General features: G+C 72.1%; 16 protein-coding genes. 9 read left to right on the forward strand and 7 right to left on the reverse strand.

Annotated elements, in window-relative coordinates; translation table 11 throughout:
• Positions 1 to 44 precede the first annotated feature (44 nt).
• From ACFTZC_RS33250 to ACFTZC_RS33265, 4 genes are read right to left on the reverse strand one after another with little or no spacing between them, the layout of a single operon-like run.
• Positions 45 to 1,025, reverse strand: a complete 981-nt coding sequence (locus ACFTZC_RS33250) for an aliphatic sulfonate ABC transporter substrate-binding protein (RefSeq protein ID WP_382896091.1) — start codon at positions 1,023 to 1,025, stop codon at positions 45 to 47.
• A 60-nt stretch (positions 1,026 to 1,085) separates the two neighbouring features.
• Complete coding sequence (locus ACFTZC_RS33255; RefSeq protein ID WP_382896093.1) at positions 1,086 to 1,865, reverse strand: ABC transporter ATP-binding protein; 780 nt, start codon at positions 1,863 to 1,865, stop codon at positions 1,086 to 1,088.
• A complete protein-coding gene (locus ACFTZC_RS33260; protein WP_382896095.1) occupies positions 1,862 to 2,677 on the reverse strand; it encodes an ABC transporter permease in 816 nt (271 codons plus the stop codon). The genes ACFTZC_RS33255 and ACFTZC_RS33260 overlap by 4 nt, the downstream gene beginning before the upstream one ends.
• 16 nt (positions 2,678 to 2,693) lie before the next feature.
• Positions 2,694 to 3,929, reverse strand: a complete 1,236-nt coding sequence (locus ACFTZC_RS33265) for an ROK family protein (RefSeq protein WP_382896189.1) — start codon at positions 3,927 to 3,929, stop codon at positions 2,694 to 2,696.
• A 257-nt stretch (positions 3,930 to 4,186) separates the two neighbouring features.
• On the opposite strand from ACFTZC_RS33265, the gene ACFTZC_RS33270 reads away from it, so the two are divergent.
• From ACFTZC_RS33270 to ACFTZC_RS33280, 3 genes are all read left to right on the forward strand, one after another.
• On the forward strand, positions 4,187 to 5,728 hold the full coding sequence (locus tag ACFTZC_RS33270) for a sulfatase-like hydrolase/transferase (protein ID WP_382896191.1): 1,542 nt from the start codon (positions 4,187 to 4,189) through the stop codon (positions 5,726 to 5,728).
• Positions 5,725 to 6,675, forward strand: coding sequence for a formylglycine-generating enzyme family protein (locus ACFTZC_RS33275; RefSeq protein ID WP_382896097.1), 951 nt, complete (start codon positions 5,725 to 5,727; stop codon positions 6,673 to 6,675). Before ACFTZC_RS33270 ends, ACFTZC_RS33275 begins: the two co-directional genes overlap by 4 nt.
• A gap of 175 nt (positions 6,676 to 6,850) precedes the next feature.
• Complete coding sequence (locus tag ACFTZC_RS33280; protein ID WP_382896099.1) at positions 6,851 to 8,389, forward strand: MFS transporter; 1,539 nt, start codon at positions 6,851 to 6,853, stop codon at positions 8,387 to 8,389.
• 227 nt (positions 8,390 to 8,616) lie between these two features.
• On the opposite strand, the gene ACFTZC_RS33285 is transcribed toward ACFTZC_RS33280, so the two are convergent.
• The 3 genes from ACFTZC_RS33285 to ACFTZC_RS33295 are packed head-to-tail and all read right to left on the reverse strand — an operon-like array spanning position 8,617 to position 11,722.
• Positions 8,617 to 10,128: a tripartite tricarboxylate transporter permease gene (locus tag ACFTZC_RS33285; RefSeq protein WP_382896100.1), complete on the reverse strand. Its 1,512-nt coding sequence runs from the start codon at positions 10,126 to 10,128 to the stop codon at positions 8,617 to 8,619.
• Positions 10,128 to 10,739, reverse strand: coding sequence for a tripartite tricarboxylate transporter TctB family protein (locus ACFTZC_RS33290; RefSeq protein ID WP_382896102.1), 612 nt, complete (start codon positions 10,737 to 10,739; stop codon positions 10,128 to 10,130). The genes ACFTZC_RS33285 and ACFTZC_RS33290 overlap by 1 nt, the downstream gene beginning before the upstream one ends.
• A complete protein-coding gene (locus tag ACFTZC_RS33295) occupies positions 10,736 to 11,722 on the reverse strand; it encodes a Bug family tripartite tricarboxylate transporter substrate binding protein (RefSeq protein ID WP_382896104.1) in 987 nt (328 codons plus the stop codon). The genes ACFTZC_RS33290 and ACFTZC_RS33295 overlap by 4 nt, the downstream gene beginning before the upstream one ends.
• A gap of 150 nt (positions 11,723 to 11,872) precedes the next feature.
• Between ACFTZC_RS33295 and ACFTZC_RS33300 the strand changes: the two genes are divergently transcribed.
• The 6 genes from ACFTZC_RS33300 (at position 11,873) to ACFTZC_RS33325 (ending at position 17,212) form a co-directional block, all read left to right on the forward strand.
• Positions 11,873 to 12,646 carry an IclR family transcriptional regulator gene (locus ACFTZC_RS33300; protein WP_382896106.1) on the forward strand — a complete coding sequence of 258 codons (774 nt, stop codon included), beginning with the start codon at positions 11,873 to 11,875 and terminating at the stop codon, positions 12,644 to 12,646.
• Between the two features lie 105 nt (positions 12,647 to 12,751).
• Positions 12,752 to 13,333: an RraA family protein gene (locus tag ACFTZC_RS33305; RefSeq protein ID WP_382896108.1), complete on the forward strand. Its 582-nt coding sequence runs from the start codon at positions 12,752 to 12,754 to the stop codon at positions 13,331 to 13,333.
• Positions 13,326 to 14,237 (forward strand): NAD(P)-dependent oxidoreductase, encoded by a 912-nt coding sequence (locus tag ACFTZC_RS33310; RefSeq protein ID WP_382896110.1) that lies wholly within the window; start codon positions 13,326 to 13,328, stop codon positions 14,235 to 14,237. Before ACFTZC_RS33305 ends, ACFTZC_RS33310 begins: the two co-directional genes overlap by 8 nt.
• A gap of 151 nt (positions 14,238 to 14,388) precedes the next feature.
• On the forward strand, positions 14,389 to 15,150 hold the full coding sequence (locus tag ACFTZC_RS33315) for an IclR family transcriptional regulator (RefSeq protein WP_382896112.1): 762 nt from the start codon (positions 14,389 to 14,391) through the stop codon (positions 15,148 to 15,150).
• Positions 15,150 to 16,355: a CaiB/BaiF CoA transferase family protein gene (locus ACFTZC_RS33320; protein WP_382896113.1), complete on the forward strand. Its 1,206-nt coding sequence runs from the start codon at positions 15,150 to 15,152 to the stop codon at positions 16,353 to 16,355. Before ACFTZC_RS33315 ends, ACFTZC_RS33320 begins: the two co-directional genes overlap by 1 nt.
• Complete coding sequence (locus ACFTZC_RS33325; protein ID WP_382896115.1) at positions 16,352 to 17,212, forward strand: citryl-CoA lyase; 861 nt, start codon at positions 16,352 to 16,354, stop codon at positions 17,210 to 17,212. Before ACFTZC_RS33320 ends, ACFTZC_RS33325 begins: the two co-directional genes overlap by 4 nt.
• Positions 17,213 to 17,230: the final 18 nt, after the last annotated feature.

Genomic DNA, 17,230 nt, shown 5'->3' on the forward strand with positions numbered 1-17,230 from the left:
GGCGGAGAACTCGTGCCGGCGCGGCCGCCCCTCCTCGACGTGGCCTATCCCGCGTGCACCTTCCGGTACAGGTCGCCGTCGTAGAAGTCGGCGGGGTCGGGGTTCTCCGCCAGTTGCTTGTTGTGGACGAAGAGGTCGCCGAGCTTGCCGAGCGAGCGGCCGATCTCGCCGCTCGCGGTCTTCGCCGCCAGGTCGTCGGTGGAGAAGGTCTCGACATGCGAGGCGTCGGCCTTCGCCTGCGCCTCGCTGACGTGCAGCATCGCGGCCACGAGGGCGACGGACTCCTCGGGGTGCTGCGCACGCCAGTCGTTGGCCTGCTGCAACACCTTGATCACTTTGGTGTTCTTCTTCCCGGACACCTTGTTCCCGGCGACGAAGGCGGTGGGGAAGGCGTCACCGGTCTCCTTGGTACTGGCCACCTCCACCAGGTCCGGGACCTTCTTCCTGATGGTGTCGATGGAGGGGTAGAAGATGCCGGCGCCGTCGATCTTTCCGGAGGTGAAGGCCGACACGACGGTGGAGGGATCCATGGCGATCTTCTGGATGTCCTCCGTGGTCATCCCGGCCTTCTCCAGCGCGATGTTGAGGATCATGTCGCCGGACGTGCCCTCCGGCACGCCGACCCGCTTCCCCTTGAGGTCCTTCATGGTCCGGATGCCGGGCTGGGCGATGACGCGGTCGGCGTAGGTGTAGGTGTTGACCGCGATGACCTTCGCCTTGCCGGAGGCGGGCAGCCACATCGCGCCCGGGCCGATGTAGCCGTAGTCGAGGTCGCCGGAGCCCAGCGCCTGGATCTGCACCGGTCCGTTGGTGAACACCTTCGTCTTCGCGGTGAGGCCCTGCTCCTTCCACAGGCCCTGCTCCTGGGCGATGGCCAGCAGACTGGCGCCGTTGTAGTCGCCGATGTAGCCGAAGTTGACGGTGTCGTCGTCGGAGGCGCTGCCGGAGCAGGCGTTCAGGGCGAGGGTGAGGACCGTGACGGAGAGGAACGCCGACAGGGCGCGGCGGATGGTGTTTCCGGGCATGGCGGAGTGTCCTAACGGGGAGAGAAGGGCGGCGGGACTTTCGAGACACGCTCCGGGCGGCTACGGGGCGGGGGCGGCGGTCTCCTGGTGGTGTACGGAGGTCCACACCGCGTTGCGGATGCTCCGGAACTCCGCGGAGAGCCGGATCTCCTCGGTACGGGGATAGGGCAGGTCCACGTCGATGACGCGGTGGACGCGGCCGGGCCCGGCGGCCATGACCACCACCCGGTTCGCCAGGTACACGGCCTCGTCGACGTCGTGCGTGATGAACAGCACGGTCCGTTTCTCCTGGCTCCAGGTCGCCAGGAGCTGGTCCTGCAACTGCACCCGGGTGAGGGCGTCGAGCGCTCCGAACGGCTCGTCCATGAGGAGGACCCGCGGGGCCACCGCGTAGGCGCGGGCGATGGCGCAGCGCTGTTTCATGCCGCCCGAGAGCGTCTTCGGAAGGGCGTCGGCGAAGTCGTCGAGCCCGACCAGGGAGATGGCCTCGGCGGCCCGGCGGCGCCGCTCCTCGGCGGGAACGGAGGCGATCCTGAGACCGAACTCCACATTCTGACGCACCGTCAGCCACGGGAAGAGCGCGTACTGCTGGAAGATCACCCCGCGGTCCGGCCCGGGCCCGGTCACCGGACCGCCGTCCACCAGTACCCGGCCCGAGGTGGGTTCCTGAAGGCCGGCGGCCATGCTCATCAGGGTGCTCTTGCCGCAGCCGGAGGGGCCGACGACGGTGACGAACTCCTGGTCGGCGATGTCCAGCGACACCCCGTTCAGCGCGGTGAACTCGGCCCCCTTGAGCGGGAAGGTCTTCACCACGTCCTGAAAGCTGATCTTGCTGTTCATCGTCGCTCCTGCCAGCCGGTGAGCCGTCGTTCGGCGAGCAGCAGCAGCCGGTCCATGAGCAGCCCGAGCACACCGATGGTCACCAGCGACACGAAGATCGTGTCCATCTCGAACCAGGTGGACGCCTTCTGCATCCGGTAGCCCAGCCCTTCCTGCGCGCCGATCAGTTCGGCCGCGACCACGGTGGCCCAGGAGGCGCCGAGCCCGATGCGCATGCCGACGAGGATGAACGGTGTGGAGGCGGGGATGACCACCTTGGCGAAGATCACCCGGTCCGAAGCGCCCAGCACCCGGGCCGCGTTGATGAGCGTACGGTCCACATCGACGACGCCCTGGAAGGCGGCGACGACGCAGGCCATGAAGGAGGCGAGGCAGATCACCGCGATCTTGGGGACCTCGCCGATGCCGAGCAGCACCACCGTCAGCGGGATGAGCGCCAGCGGCGGGATCGTGCGGAAGAACTGGACGTAGGGTTCGACGACGGCGCGGACCACCGGGTACCAGCCCATGAGGAAACCCACGGGTACCGCCGCGATCACACCGAGGGCGTACCCCAGGAAGACCCGGCGCAGGCTGGCGAGCGTGTCGGCCGCCAGGGTGCCGTCGGCGGCCATGTCCCCGGCCCTGCGCGCCACGGCGAGCGGCGTCGGCAGGTTCTCCACCAGTCCCGGCGCGGCGACGGCCGCCCACACGAGGACACCGGCCAGGAGTGCGACGGCGTTGAGGACCAGCGGCCGCCGTCGGGAGCGGTCTTCGGTACGCCGCGGGGAGGGGGCCGCGGCGGTCTTCTCCGGAGGGACGATCACGGCCATGGATGCCTGCCTGGGTTCACGCGTGCTCCTCGGTGACGGGCTGCGGATAGCGGGAGAGCAGGGGGGATTCGCGCAGGACGAGGGCGATACCGCCCAGCGCGCTGCCGGCTTCGCCGAGGGCGGCGCGCCGTACCCGCACCCGGTGGCGGACCATCGGCAGCACATGGGTGCGCAGCGCCCGCTCGACGGGCTCGAACAGGGCGGCGCCGGCCTCGGCGAGTTCGCCGCCGATGACGATGACGCCGGGGCCGACCGCGTTGCACACGGCGGCCAGCACCGTGCCGATGTCGGCGCCGGTACGCTCCAGCACCGCGTGCGCGCGCCGCTCGCCGGACGCGGCGGCGGCCAGGAACGCGGAGATGTCCTCGGCCCGGCCGCCTGCCGAGCGGTAGCGGCGCAGCACGGCGTCGAGCGAGGCCACGGTCTCCAGACAGCCGGTGCCGCCGCATTCGCAGGGCGCGCCGCCCGGGTCGACGGTGATGTGGCCGAACTCGCCCGAGACGCCGTACATCCCGCGGTGCAGCCGACCGCCCGTGACCAGACCGCCGCCCACCCCGTGGGACAGCCGCAGGTACACGACGTCTCCGCGGTCGGAGGCCGCTCCCCACACGGCCTCGGCGAGGGCGGCGAGCCGGGTGTTGTTGTCGAGCAGTACGGGGACACCGAACCGCTCGCGCAGCAGTCCGGACAGGCCGTCGGTGCCGCGTCCCTGTGGGCCCGCGCCGTCGGGGTCGACGACCGGTCCGACCACGCCCACCCCGATCGCGCTGAGCAGGCCCAGCCGGAGTGTGCCGCGCCGGGGGGCGGGCCCGGCGCCTTCCCGGGGAGGCCCGCCGAGCGAGCCGAGGAGACGCTCCGCGATGTCGGCCCGCTGCGGCCAGGTGAGCCCGGGGGCGTGCGCCTCACTGGCCGAACCGATCACCTCATGGGCGACGTTGACCACCGAGACATGGACCGCGCGGCGGGCGAAGTCGATGCCGATCGCCTCTCCGGCGTCCGGGTTGAGGCTGAGCTTCTCGACCGGCCGGCCGCGCCTGCGCACCTCCGCCCGCGGCGTGGCGGCGACCACGGCGCCGCCGTCCACGAGGCCGGCGACGATGTCGTACAGGGTGGTCCGGGAGAGACCGCTGTGCGTTCCCAACTCGGCCCGGCTGAGCGGGCCGTGCTTGCGGAGGAGGTCCAGAACGGACTGCTCATGGCTCTTGCGCAGCCGCGTCAGCGGACCGTCGTGTGCCTGCATGCCGAACAGCATGGGGAGCGCCACGTTTTTCGTCAATGAGTCGGAACAAAGGAATTCCCGGCCGGTGCGACGGGCCGGGAACCGCTCCCACCGTGCCGTTGAGGCCCTGCGCCGCCCTGGCGGGCGGCGCAGGGGTGGCCGGAGGCGCCATTAATGTTCGCACCATTGACATAAAACTTGTGCGGGCCGGAACATGCCTCGCGTGGCACCGGTCAAGGTCGCCCCCGCTCGCCACCGACCGAACCGAAAGGGTCCCCGTGCGCCCCAACATGCTCTTCCTGATGACCGATCAGCACCGGGTGGACACCTTGGGTGCCTACGGCAACCCGCATGTCCGCACCCCGAACCTGGACCGGCTCGCGGCCGAGGGCACCCGGTTCGACAGCTGCTACACCCCCACCGCGATCTGCACCCCCGCCCGCGCCAGCCTGCTCACCGGCGCCGCGCCGTTCCGCCACAAGCTGCTGGCCAACTACGAGCGCAACGTGGGCTATCTGGAAGACCTCGCCGACGGCCAGTTCACCTTCGCCGAGCAACTGAGCGCCGAGGGCTACCGGTTGGGGCTGATGGGCAAGTGGCACGGGGGCGTGCGCCGGACCGCCGCCGACTACGGCTTCGAGGGCCCCGACCTGGCGGGCTGGCACAACCCGGTGGACCACCCGGACTACCTCGCCTACCTGGCGGAGAACGGCCTGCCGCCCTACCGCATCACCGACCCCGTGCGCGGCACCACTCCCAACGGCAGCCCCGGCAATCTCCTCGCCGCCCGGCTGCACCAGCCGGTCGAAGCGACCTTCGAGCACTACCTCGCCACCCGCACCATCGAGATGCTGAGCCGTTGGGTGGCGGAGGGGGCACCGCCCGGGGCGGCCGCGCCGGGACCCGGGGGCGGCGGGCAGCGGCCGTTCTTCCTGGCCACCCACTTCTTCGGCCCGCACCTGCCCTACATCCTGCCGGACGCGTACTACGACCTGTACGATCCCGCGCTGGTCGAGCTGCCCGCCTCGGTGAGCGAGACCTTCGCCGCGAAGCCGCCGGTGCAGAGCAACTACAGCAAGCTGTGGGCCTTCGACACGATGCCGATCGAAGAGAGCCGGAAGCTGATCGCCGTCTACTGGGGGTACGTGACCCTCATCGACGAACAGATCGGGCGGATCCTCGACGCGCTCCGCGACCTGGGCCTGGAGGAGCACACCGCGGTGTTCTTCACCGCGGACCACGGCGAGTTCACCGGCTCCCACCGGCTGCACGACAAGGGCCCGGCGATGTACGAGGACATCTACCGGATCCCCGGCCTCCTCAAGGTCCCCGGCGCGCCGCCCGGCCAGGTCCGTGACGAGTTCGTCTCGCTCACCGACTGCACCGCCACCATCCTCGACCTCGCGGGCAGCGACACCGGGCCGGCCGTCGACAGCCGCAGCCTGCTCCCGCTGGCCGCAGGTGAGCGGCCGGAGTGGCCGCAGCACCACCTCGCGGAGTTCCACGGCCACCACTTCCCGTACCCCCAGCGCATGCTGCGCACCCGCCGCTACAAGCTGGTGGTCAACCCCGAGTCCCACAACGAGCTGTACGACCTGAGCGACGACCCCGACGAGCTGCACAACCGCTACGACCACCCCGAACTGCGGGAGGTACGGGCCGAACTGACCCGCACCCTCTACGGCCTGCTCCGCGAGCGGGGCGACAACTTCTTCCACTGGATGACACCGATGTACGACGTGGAGACCGACTACGACACCACGCTCTCGGCGTTCGAGAGCGAACCCGGCGGCGCCCCCGTTCCGGGGCGGGCGCGGCAGGAGCACGCGTGACCCCGGCGGACCCGGGGGCCGGCGCGCGCACCTGCTGCACCCCCGCCCGTCAGCCGCCCGGTGCCGCGGCCCAGGCTCCCGGGTCGGCCGTCGCGCGGGTACCGGACGGCGCGGCGCAGGCGTACCGGACACGGATCGAACTGCCCGGCGGCGCCTTCCGGATGGGCAGCGAGGACAGCGACGCGAACCCCGGGGACGGGGAGGGACCGGTACGCGAGGTCACCGTGGAGCCGTTCGCGCTGGACGCCCACGCCGTGACCAACGCGCGCTTCGCCGCGTTCGTCGAGGCGACCGGGCACCGCTCCGACGCCGAACGCTTCGGCTGGAGTTACGTCTTCGGGGCGTTCCTGCCCCGGCCGCTGCGCGAGGCGGCACCGCGCCCGGTCGCCACCCCGTGGTGGTGCGCCGTGGAGGAGGCCCGCTGGGACGCGCCGGAGGGGCCCGGCAGCGGACTGGACGGACGCTGGGACCACCCGGTCACCCACGTCAGTTGGGCGGACGCCCGCGCCTTCTGCGCCTGGGACGGCGGGCGCCTGCCGACCGAGGCGGAGTGGGAGTACGCGGCCCGCGGCGGACTCGACCAGGCCCGCTATCCGTGGGGCGACGAGCTCACCCCCGGGGGAGCGCACCGGTGCAACATCTGGCAGGGCGACTTCCCGGACGGCGGCACCGCCGAGGACGGCCACGCGGGCACCGCGCCCGTGCACGCCTACCGGCCCAACGGCTTCGGGCTGTTCAACGTCGCGGGCAACGTCTGGGAATGGACGGCGGACCTCTGGCACCGGAGGGCGCCGGGGCTGCGGGCGATGCGCGGCGGCTCGTACCTGTGCCACGACTCCTACTGCAACCGTTTCCGCGTCGCCGCGCGTACCGCCAACACCCCGGACAGCACCACGGGGAACCTCGGCTTCCGGGTGGCCCGTGCCTCCGCCGCCCCGACCCGCTGAGACAGGCACCGCCCGCTCTCCGCCGGGTGTGAGGCGCGCCGGTTCCAGGCCCCCGTAGCTGCCCTCATCGCGACGTTACTGTACCTTCTGGATTGTATAGTTACTGTCTTCGGCCACGCGGGTGTGTCACGGCGCGGCGAAGGACGGAACGGTGACGACGGATGAGGGAAGAACTATGAACGGCAGCGCGAGGCGCTGGTGGCTGCTGGTGACCGTGTCGGCGGGCCTGCTGCTGATCAGCCTGGACATGTCGGTGCTGTACACGGCACTGCCGAGGCTGACGGAGGATCTCGGGGCGGACGCCTCGCAGAAGCTGTGGATCATCAACGCGTACCCCCTGGTCATGGCGGGACTGCTGCTCGGGGCGGGCACGCTGGGTGACCGCGTCGGGCACAAGCGGATGTTCCTCACCGGGCTCGTCCTCTTCGGTGCCGCCTCCGCGCTGGCGGCGTTCGCCGCCACCCCCGCCCTGCTGATCGGCGCGCGGGCCTTCCTCGCGGTGGGCGCCGCGGCGATGATGCCCGCCACGCTCTCGCTGATCCGCGTCACCTTCGACGACGAGCGCGAACGCACCATGGCCATCGGGGTGTGGGGCTCGATGTCCGTGGTGGGAACGGCGCTCGGACCGATCGTCGGCGGACTGCTCCTGGAGTACTTCTGGTGGGGGTCGGTCTTTCTGATCAATGTGCCCGTGGTGCTGCTCGCCCTGGTCGCCGGCGCCGTCCTCGCCCCCGGCGACACCCACGGCTCGGACAAGCCCTGGGACCTTGTCGCCTCGCTGCTGGTCATGGCGGGACTGGTCGGCCTGGTCTACGCGGTCAAGGAGGCCACCAGGCCGGGCGCGCAGCCGCTGTACGTCGTGGCGGCGCTCCTCGTGTCGGCGGCCGGGTTCACCCTGTTCGTCCTACGGCAGCGCCGCCAGACCCATCCGCTGCTCGACCTCGCCCTGCTGCGCCATCCGCACATCCTGTCCGGCATCGTCGCGGCGGCACTGGCCATGTTCGGCACCGCGGGCGTCCAACTGGTCCTCGCCCAGCGGCTGCAACTGGTCGTCGGCCTCACCCCGCTGCACGCCGGAGTACTGGTGGCCGCCTTCGCCCTCGGCTGCCTGCCCGCCGGTGTCGCCGCGGGGAGTCTGGCCTGGCGCACCGGTCCCCGTCCGCTGATCATCGGCGGTCTGCTGACCGCGGCGGCGGGCGTCCTCCTGACGCTGCTGCTCACCCCCGGCGCGCTGCCGGTCCTCGACGTCCACCCCGACCACCCGGTCTGGGTCGTCCCCGGACTGCTCGTGGCGGGCGCCGGGACGGGCCTGGCCATGACCGCCGCCTCCGCGGCCATCATGGGCAACGCGCCCGCCCACCGGGCCGGCATGGCCGCCTCCGTGGAAGAGGTCTCCTACGAACTCGGCAGCCTCTTCGGTGTCGCCGTCCTGGGCTCCGCCCTGACCTCCCTCTACACGAACACCGTCCGGCTGCCCGAGGGCAGTCCCGCGGTCGCGAAGGACAGCCTCGACCAGGCGCTGACGGCATCCGGCGGGCTGCCCGAGGACCGGGCGCGCGGCCTGCTGGACGCGGCCCACTCCGCGTTCGACAACGGCTACGTCGCCGTTCTGCTCGTCGTCACCGCCGCCCTGGCGATCGGCGGAGCGGTCACGGCCCGGCTTCTCGCCCGCCCCACCGCCGCAGTTGAGCAACCGGAGCACGCGCCGCGATGAGGCCCGGATCCGGGCACGCCGTGCCCGTACGACGATGAAGGGATGGAGACCCAACCGACCGGCGCCGCACGGCAGATGCCCGCCGGACTCACGGAACGGGGACTTGCCGAGGATCCGGCGTCCGCGGGCTGAGGGCCGGTCCGCGGACGCCGGGAACACGCGGACCGGGCGCCGGCCCGCGGGCCCTCGGCCGCCCGTCCCCGCGCCGGCCTGGTCACCGGCAGGCCCTAGGCCGCCTCGGTGACGCGCCGGCGGCCGCGGGCGCGCTGGACGAGCAGGCCGGTGATGCCGAGGGCGAGCAGGACGTAGAGGGTGATGGTGATCGGACTGGAGACCAGGGCCGTGGGGTCGTTCTCGCTGACCGCCATGGCGCGGCGGAACTCGGTCTCGGCGAGGGGACCGAGGATGACCGCGATGAGGACGGGGGCGACGGGCAGCCCGTAGCGGCGCATGGCGAAGCCGAGGAGCCCGATGGCGAGGACGAGGACCAGGTCGAGGATCTTGCTGCTGGTCGCGTAGACGCCGAGCATGGCGAACACGGTGATCCCGCTGTAGAGGTAATGGCGCGGGATCTTGAGGAGTTTGGCCCAGAGCGGTGCGAACGGCAGGTTGAGTACGAGCAGCACGGTCATGGCGATGAAGAAGCTGGCCAGCAGGGCCCATACGAGGTCACTGGCCCGCTCGAAGAGCAGCGGGCCGGGCTGCAGACCGTACTGGCGGAACGCGGCCAGCATCACGGCGGCCGTCGCCGAGGTGGGCAGGCCCAGAGCGAGCAGGGCGCCCATCGCGGTGCCCGCGGTGGCGTTGCCCGCCGCCTCCGGGCCGGCCACACCCTGGATGGCGCCCTTGCCGAACATGGAGCCGGGGCGGCGCGAGCCGAGCCGGCGTTCGGTGCCGTAGGCCAGGAAGGTGGGCACCTCGGATCCGCCGACGGGGATGATGCCGAACGGGACACCTATCGCTGTGCCGCGCAGCCAGGCGGGCATGGCCTGGCGGATCTCCTGGCGGGAGAGCCACAGCCGGCCGGTGGACGGCATGACACGCAGGTCCTCGTCGGTGCCGCGGCGGGCGGCGACGGAGATGACCTCGCCGAGGGCGAGCAGACCGACGGTGATCACCACGATGTTGATGCCGTCGAAGAGTTCGGGCAGTCCTCCGGTGAAGCGCGCGGCGCCGGACATGCCGTCGACCCCGACCAGCGCGATGGCGAGGCCGATGACCAGGGCGGCCAGACCGCGCAGGATCGAGTCGCTGACCACGGCGGAGATCGCGACGAACGCGAACACGGCGAGCGCCAGGTACTCGGCGGGGCCGAAGAGGGTGGCGAGTTCGGCCAGCGAGGGCGCGAAGAACACCACGAGCACGGAGGAGAGGATGCCGCCGGTGAAGGCACCGATGGCGGCGGTCGCGAGGGCCTGGGCCGCGCGACCGGACTTCGCCATCCGGTGACCCTCGATGGATCCGGCGATCGCGGTGCTGTTGCCGGGGGTGTTCATCAGGATTCCGGCGGTCGAGTCGCCGAACAGGCCGCCGAACAGCACACCCGCGAACATGATGAACGCGCCGATGGGGTCGAGCGAGAACGTCACCGGCAGCAGCAGCGCCACCGCCATCGCCGAGCCGAGGCCGGGCAGCACGCCGACGGCCGTGCCCAGCAGGGCGCCGACGAGCACCCACAGCATGTTCATGGGTGTCAGGATCGTGAGGAACCCGTCACCGAGGTTGCCGAGTGATTCCATCAGAGCACTCCTGCCAGGATGCCCGGGGGAAGGCTGAGGCCCAGTCCCGCGGAGAAGGCCAGTTGGACGGTGGACGAGATGGCCACCGACAGGAAGATGTCGAACACCGGACGGCGGCTGCCGAGCGCCCGCGCCACGCCCCAGAAGAGCAGCGCGCCCGAGAGCAGCCAGCCGAGCGGGACGAGCAGGGCGATGAAGGCCCCGATCGTGCCGACCAGTCCGGCCACCGCCCATCGGTTGCTGCGGGTCCGGACCGCCGCGGGGGTCTCATCGGCCGTGGTGCCGGTGGCGTCCGTGGCCGCGGTGGTGTCCGTGGGCGCGGCGGCGACCGTGGAGGAAACGGAGGAGACGGAGACGGCGGCGGCCTGCTCGGGCTCCGGGCGGCGCAGTACGTCGATGCCCAGGAGGACGGCGAACACCAGACACGCGACCGCGACCACGGTGGGGAACATCTGCGGGCCCGGCGAGGCGACGTTGGCCGGAACCTCCATGGTGAGGGTTCCGGCGCCCAGTACGACGCCGGTGACGAGCAGCAGCAGCGGAATGATCAGGCCGGTGCGGCGGCGCAGGAAGGCGGCCGGGCCCGGGTCCGGCGCGGGGTGGGTGGTCACAGACCCAGCTCCTTGATGATCGTGTTGACTCGCGCCTGGTCCTGGCGGATGAAGTCGGCGAACTCGTCACCGGTCAGGAGGCTCTTCACCCACTTGTTGCGGGTGAGCGCGTCCTCCCACTCGGGGGTACGGGTCGCCTCGGTGACGATGTCGGTCAGTTCGCGGCGCTGTGCGTCGCTGATGCCGGGCGGCGCGACCAGACCGCGCCAGTTGGGCAGCGACACATCGACGCCCTGCTCGATGAAGGTGGGTGTGTCGATGCCCGGCACCGGCTTGTCGGCCGAGACCGCCAGCGCCCGCAGATTGCCCGCCTCGATCTGGTCGCGGAAGTCGTTGTAGCTGCTGACCCCGATCTCGACCGTGTTCGACAGCAGCGCCGTGAGCACTTCGCCGCCGCCCGCGAACGAGATGTAGTTGACCTCCTTCGGGTCGATGCCGGCCTCCCGCGCGGCGAGCCCCGCGAGCAGGTGGTCGGTGCCGCCGAGCCCGCCGCCGCCGACGGCGTGGCCGTGCGGATTCTTCTGCCACGCCGCCATGAAGTCCTGGAGCGTCCGGTACGGGGAGTCCGCGGGGACGATGAAGACCTGGTAGTCCTCGGCGAGCCGGGCGATCGGTGTGGTGTTCTCCAGGTCCACCCGCGACTTGTTGACCGTGATGGCGCCCTCCATCACGGTGCCGGTCATCATCAGCCGTGTCGGATCGTCGCCGAGCTGGACGAACTGCCCGAGCCCGATGGTGCCGCCGGCGCCGGGCACATTGACGACCTGGACGTTGTTGACGATCGAACCGGCCCGCACTGCCTGCTGGAACTCGCGTGACGCGAGGTCCCAGCCGCCGCCAGGTGCGGCCGGAGCCGTGACCGTCAGTTTCGACCTCGCAGTGGCGCCCGAGGTGGAGTTGCTGGCGTCCACGACGGCGGCTCCGGCGAGCACCGCGGTGCTCAGAGCGCCGGCGACGCCGAGCATGAAACGTTTCCTCTGCACGACCACTCCCTTGTGATCTCGTACCGAGCTGATTCCCGAGATGGCCGGTTACCCCGGTGTGTCCATCTGGTGGATATTCATGACCGCCAGATGGTAAACATCATCTCCGGGACGAAGCAATGGAGACGACACGGCGAAGAAAGGAAACCGATGTCCGCGACGACCGACGGTGGTGGCATCCGGGCGGTGAACCGGGCGTGGCAGGTGCTCCGCGCGTTCACCCCGGAGCGCATGTCACTCACACTGACCGACCTCGTCCGTGAGACGGGCCTGCCGAGGACGACCGTCCTGCGGCTCGTGGAGACACTGGCCGGGGAAGGACTGGTGGAGTCCGGGGCGGACGGACGGGTCCGGGTCGGCACCAGCCTGATCGCCTTCGCCGCTTTCGCCGAGACGGCCTGGACGGTCCCGCCCGCCTCGCTGGCACGCATGCGGGCCCTCGCGGCCGAGACCGGTGAGACGGTGAGCCTGTACGTACGCGAGGGCACGCGGCGGGTCGTGGTCGGCCAGGCCCCCAGCCCCAACAGCCTGCGCCATGTGGTGGAGCCGGGCGACTCGCTCACCATGTCGGTGGGGTCGGCCTCCTACGTGCTGCTCAGCCTCGAACCGCCCGAGGAGCGGGACGCACTCGTCACACGCATCGCCGCGGAGTGCGGCAGTGACCCCGAGGCGCTGCGCGCCGGGGCGCGGGCCGCGGCGGAGCGGGGCTGGTGCGTCACCCACGGGGAGCGCGAACCGGGCAACAGCGGGCTGGCGGTTCCCGTCCCGTTCCCCGGCGGCGCCGCACCCGCCCGCCCGCCGGTCCTCGCCGTCGGCGGACCCACCGTGCGGTTCACCGAGGACAAGATCCCCGGCTTCGTCCACGCGGTCCGCCGCTGCGCGGAGGACATCGCCAGGACCGGTCTGCCGCCCGCGCTGTACTGACCCGGCCGGTCCGTCACCACCGACCCGGCCGGTCCCGCACGTGCACCGCACCGACTCGACCGCACCGACTCGACGACACCGCACTGACTCAACCGAAGGAGAACCGTGCACGACTATCCGCCCCCCGGGGCGTTCCCCGTCGCCACCGTGTCCGACGCGATGGACCGGTTCGGCGTCGCCGACGGCATTCGCCCGCTGTGGCCGGGGGCCGTCCTGTCCGGCCCCGCCTTCACGGTGTGGACGCGGCCGGGTGACAACAAGGGCCTGCACACCGCGTTCGAGACGATCCGGCGCGGGGAGGTGCTCGTCGTCAACGGGGGCGGGGACACGACCCGCGCGCTGATCGGTGAACTCGTGGCGCAGAAGGCGAAGGCGCTGGAGATCGGCGGCATCGTCCTCGACGGCGCGGCCCGGGACGTCGTCGAGCTGGCGCAGCTCGGCGTCCCGGTGTTCGCCCGTGCCGTCACCCCCGCCGGACCGTGGAAGACCGGCCCGTACCGCATAGCGGGCCCGATCGCCGTCGGCGGGGTGCCCGTCGCCCCCGGGGACTGGGTGCTCGGTGACGACGACGGCGTGGCCGTCGTCCCGGCCGCCCAGGCCGAGGACGTCGTCGCGCGGACGCGCAGCCTCATCGACGGCGAGACCGAGCGCCGCGCGGCCAACCAGAGGCTGGTGCCCCGTGACTGAACGCCCGCTCGTCTGGATCCCCCGGCCGGTCCACACCGACGCCCTGGCCCGCCTGCGCCCGCACGCCGACGTACGTCCCGGATACGGCGCCGACGGGGCCACGTTCGACGAGATCAGCGACCGGGTCGCCGCCATTCTGCTGCGCACCGAACGCGTCGACGGCGCCATGCTGCGCCGCGCCCCCCGCCTGCGCATCGTGGCACGGCACGGCGTCGGCCTCGACACCGTGGACGTCGACACCGCGCGGGAGCTGGGGATCGCCGTCACCACCACCCCGGCGGCCAACAGCCGGTCCGTCGCCGAGCACGCCATGACCCTGCTGCTGGCGGTGCGCCGGGGCATCGGTATCGCGATCCGCAACGAGGGCGACACCCGCGCGGCGATCCGCGGCCGGGAGCTCTCCGGCGGGGTGCTCGGGCTGGTCGGCTTCGGCCGGATCGCCCGCGAGGTCGCCGCGATCGCGAGCCACGGCTTCGGCATGCGCGTCCTGGCCCACGACCCGATGGTGCCCGTCTCCGTCATGACCGACGCCGGTGTCGAACCCGCGGACCTCCCGACGCTGCTCTCCCTCGCCGAGAACCTCAGCCTGCACGTGCCGCTGGTCGAGGAGACCCGCGACCTCATCGGGCTGCCCGAACTCATGGCGCTGCCCGAGGGCGCGGTGGTGGTGAACACCTCGCGCGGGGGCATTCTCGACGAGTCCGCCCTCCTCGACGCCGTCCGGCGGGGCCATCTCGCGGGCGCCGGCCTCGATGTCACGACGGTCGAACCGCTCCCGTCCGACCACCCCCTGCGCGCCGAGCCGTCGGTCGTCATCACCCCCCACACCGGAGCGCAGACCGAGCAGGCGCTGCGCCGCATGGCGACCGAGGCGGCCGACCACATCATCGCCCGCATCACCTGACCCACCCCCGTGCGCCCCGGGCCCACGCCTGCCCACAGCGAACCACCAGGTGGTTCGCTTGTGCCGCTGGATGGTTCCGTGGTGTGATGAAACGGCCCACTCACCGGCGAGGCGTCCGCCTCGCCGTGTGCCGAGACACGAAGGAAACGGCATGCCCGAATCCGACGCAGGCGGCGTCCGCAGTGTGCAGCGCGCGGTGGAGCTGCTCGCCCTCTTCGACGCCGACCACCCCAGCCGGCCCGTACGCGAACTGGTCGACGCGACCGGACTGCCGAAGACCACCGTGGTACGGCTGGTCCACACACTGGAGCAGTGCGGCCTGCTCTGGAGCCGGGGGGACGGCCACCTCGTCCCCGGCACCGGACTCCTGCGCTGGGCCGAACTGGCCGGCCGGACCTGGCGGTTGCCGGAAGAGGCACTGCGCCGCCTCGCCGAGCTGAGCGAGGCGAGCGGCGGGGAGACGGCGTCCGTCTACGTCCGGCAGCAGAACACCCGTGTCTGCATCGCCCGCCACGAAGGCACCCGTACGCTGCGCCATGTCGTCCACATCGGGGCGGAGATGCCGCTCTGGTCGGGGGCCGCGAGCCACGTCCTCCTCTCGCGCTCGGACCGCGCCGACATCGCCGCGGTCGCCGCCCGAGCATCGGGCGGCGACGGGGACGACCGGCTCGGGGAGCGCGTCCGGAAGGCCGCCGAGGACGGCATGGCCGTCAGCCACGGCGAACGCGAGCCCGGCGTCTCCGGCGTCGCGGCCCCGGTCTTCGCCCCCGCGTCGGGCCGCCTCACCGCGGCGGTCGCGCTCGGCGGCCCGACCACCCGTTTCACCGACGAGGCCATCGCCGGTTTCACCCCGGCCCTGCTGGACACCGCACGGGCCCTCACCGCGCTCGACTGCATCGGAGGCACCGCCTGATGACGACCCCTCTCCTGGAGGGCGTACGGATCCTCGATCTGACCAACGTCCTCGCCGGCCCCTTCGCCGGCTATCAGCTCGCTCTGCACGGCGCCGACGTCATCAAGGTCGAGCTGCCCGCGTCAGGCGATCTCGCCCGCCAGTTGGGCGCGGACCGCGAACTCGGGGAGGAGCTGCTGGGCGCGTCCTTCCTCGCCCAGAACGCCGGCAAGCGCTCACTCACCCTCAACCTGAAGGACCCGGACGGACGGGAGGCGCTCCTGCGCGCCGTCCGCGAGGCGGACGTCCTGCTGGAGAACTTCCGTCCCGGCGTGATGGACCGGCTCGGCGTCGGCTGGAAGACACTGAGCGCCGAGAACCCCCGGCTCGTCTACTGCGCCATCTCCGGCTTCGGACAGACGGGCCCGCTGCGGGACCGCCCGGCGTACGACCAGATCATCCAGGGCCTCAGCGGGATGATGAGCGTCACCGGCACCCCGGGGACCGCTCCGCTGCGGGCCGGATTCCCCGTCGCCGACACCCTCGGCGGCATGGCGGCCGCCTACGCGGTCGCGGCCGCGCTCGTACGCCGCGGACGTACCGGGGAGGGCGCCTTCGTCGATGTCTCGATGCTGGAGTCCGCGCTCACCGCCATGGGCTGGGTCACGTCCAACTACCTGATCAGCGGACGCGTACCCCACCCCATGGGCAACGAGAACTTCACCGCGGCCCCCTCGGGCACCTTCCGCACCGCCGACGGCCACCTCAACATCGCCGCCAACCGGCAGCAGCAGTTCACGACCCTGTGCCGGCTCATCGGACGCGAGGACCTGACGACCGACCCGCGCTTCACCCACCCCGCCGACCGCAAGACGCACCGCGACGCCCTGCGCGACGAGGTCGAAGCGGGACTGGCCGCCCGGCCGGCGGCGGAGTGGGAGGAGATCCTCTCCGACGCCGGAGTCCCGGCGGCGCGCGTCCTGTCGGTACCGGACGCCCTCGGCCTGGACCACCTGGACGCGCGCGGCTTCGTCCACGACCTGCCCTTCCCCGACGGCCGCGAGCGCGCCCTGCGCGTCCTCGGCAGCCCGGTGCGCGTGGACGGTGAACCCGCCGTGACGCCTTCCCCGCCACCCCTGCTGGGGGAACACACCGACACCGTGCTGGCGGAACTCGGCTACACCCCGGCGGAGATCACCGCGCTGCGCGAAGGCGGTGCAGTGTGACCGGGGCACCGGTACCCGCGGGCGACGGGCAGGGGCTGGACACCGCCGACGGGGGAGAGAAACTGATCGCTGAACGCACCGTGACCGACTGGTGGTCCACGGCGGTGAGCGAGATCCACCCCGGCGAGATCCGGCTGCGTGGCTATCCGGTCGAGGAACTGATCGGCCGGGTCACCTTCGCCGAACAGATCTGGCTGATGCTCCGCGGCGAACTGCCCACGCCCCGTCAGGGACGCCTCCTGGAAGCCGCGCTGGTCGCCGCCGTCGACCACGGCCCGCAGGCCCCCTCGATCGCCGCGGCCCGGATGGCGGCCACCTGCGGCGTGGGACTCAACAGCGCCGTCGCGACCGGCGCCGGCCTGCTCGGCGACGTCCACGGGGGAGCGGGGCAGCAGTGCATGGAGGTACTGCAACGCGTCGCCGACGGTGAACCGGCCTCCGACATCGTCGCCGAATACCGCCGTCGCCGCGCCTACATCCCCGGATTCGGCCACCGCTTCCACCCCCGCGACCCGCGCCGGGACCCGCTGCTCGCGCTGGTCCGGGAAACCGTCGAGGCCGGCGAGGTCCCCGGCCGGGCCCTCGCCGCCGGACTGGCGCTGGAGGCCGCGCTCGCCGAGGGCCGGGACCGCCCGGTCCCGATGAACATCGACGGGGCCACCGCGATCATCTACGCGGAACTCGGCTTCCCGGCCCAGCTCGGCCGGGGCCTGTTCGTCCTCTCCCGCAGCGTGGGCATCCTCGCCCACGCGTGGGAGGAGACGGAGAACGGAACCCGCATCAAGGGGCCGCTGCCCCGGCCCCTCCTCGCGGGCTACCACGGCACACCCGAGCGCCACCTGGACCGGGACGCCTGACCCGTGGGACGGGGGAAG

Origin of the sequence: Streptomyces sp. NPDC056987 (assembly GCF_042673865.1) — a bacterium.
In the GTDB taxonomy this organism is placed as follows: Bacteria; Actinomycetota; Actinomycetes; order Streptomycetales; family Streptomycetaceae; genus Streptomyces.

What these genes read in the sequence shown, in the direction of transcription:
- ACFTZC_RS33250 (WP_382896091.1), bottom strand. Translation starts at nt 1,025, where the DNA reads ATGCCCGGAAACACCATCCGCCGCGCCCTGTCGGCGTTCCTCTCCGTC.
- ACFTZC_RS33255 (WP_382896093.1), bottom strand. Translation starts at nt 1,865, where the DNA reads ATGAACAGCAAGATCAGCTTTCAGGACGTGGTGAAGACCTTCCCGCTC.
- ACFTZC_RS33260 (WP_382896095.1), bottom strand. Translation starts at nt 2,677, where the DNA reads ATGGCCGTGATCGTCCCTCCGGAGAAGACCGCCGCGGCCCCCTCCCCG.
- ACFTZC_RS33265 (WP_382896189.1), bottom strand. Translation starts at nt 3,929, where the DNA reads ATGCTGTTCGGCATGCAGGCACACGACGGTCCGCTGACGCGGCTGCGC.
- ACFTZC_RS33270 (WP_382896191.1), top strand. Translation starts at nt 4,187, where the DNA reads ATGCTCTTCCTGATGACCGATCAGCACCGGGTGGACACCTTGGGTGCC.
- ACFTZC_RS33280 (WP_382896099.1), top strand. Translation starts at nt 6,851, where the DNA reads ATGAACGGCAGCGCGAGGCGCTGGTGGCTGCTGGTGACCGTGTCGGCG.
- ACFTZC_RS33285 (WP_382896100.1), bottom strand. Translation starts at nt 10,128, where the DNA reads ATGGAATCACTCGGCAACCTCGGTGACGGGTTCCTCACGATCCTGACA.
- ACFTZC_RS33300 (WP_382896106.1), top strand. Translation starts at nt 11,873, where the DNA reads ATGTCCGCGACGACCGACGGTGGTGGCATCCGGGCGGTGAACCGGGCG.
- ACFTZC_RS33315 (WP_382896112.1), top strand. Translation starts at nt 14,389, where the DNA reads ATGCCCGAATCCGACGCAGGCGGCGTCCGCAGTGTGCAGCGCGCGGTG.
- ACFTZC_RS33320 (WP_382896113.1), top strand. Translation starts at nt 15,150, where the DNA reads ATGACGACCCCTCTCCTGGAGGGCGTACGGATCCTCGATCTGACCAAC.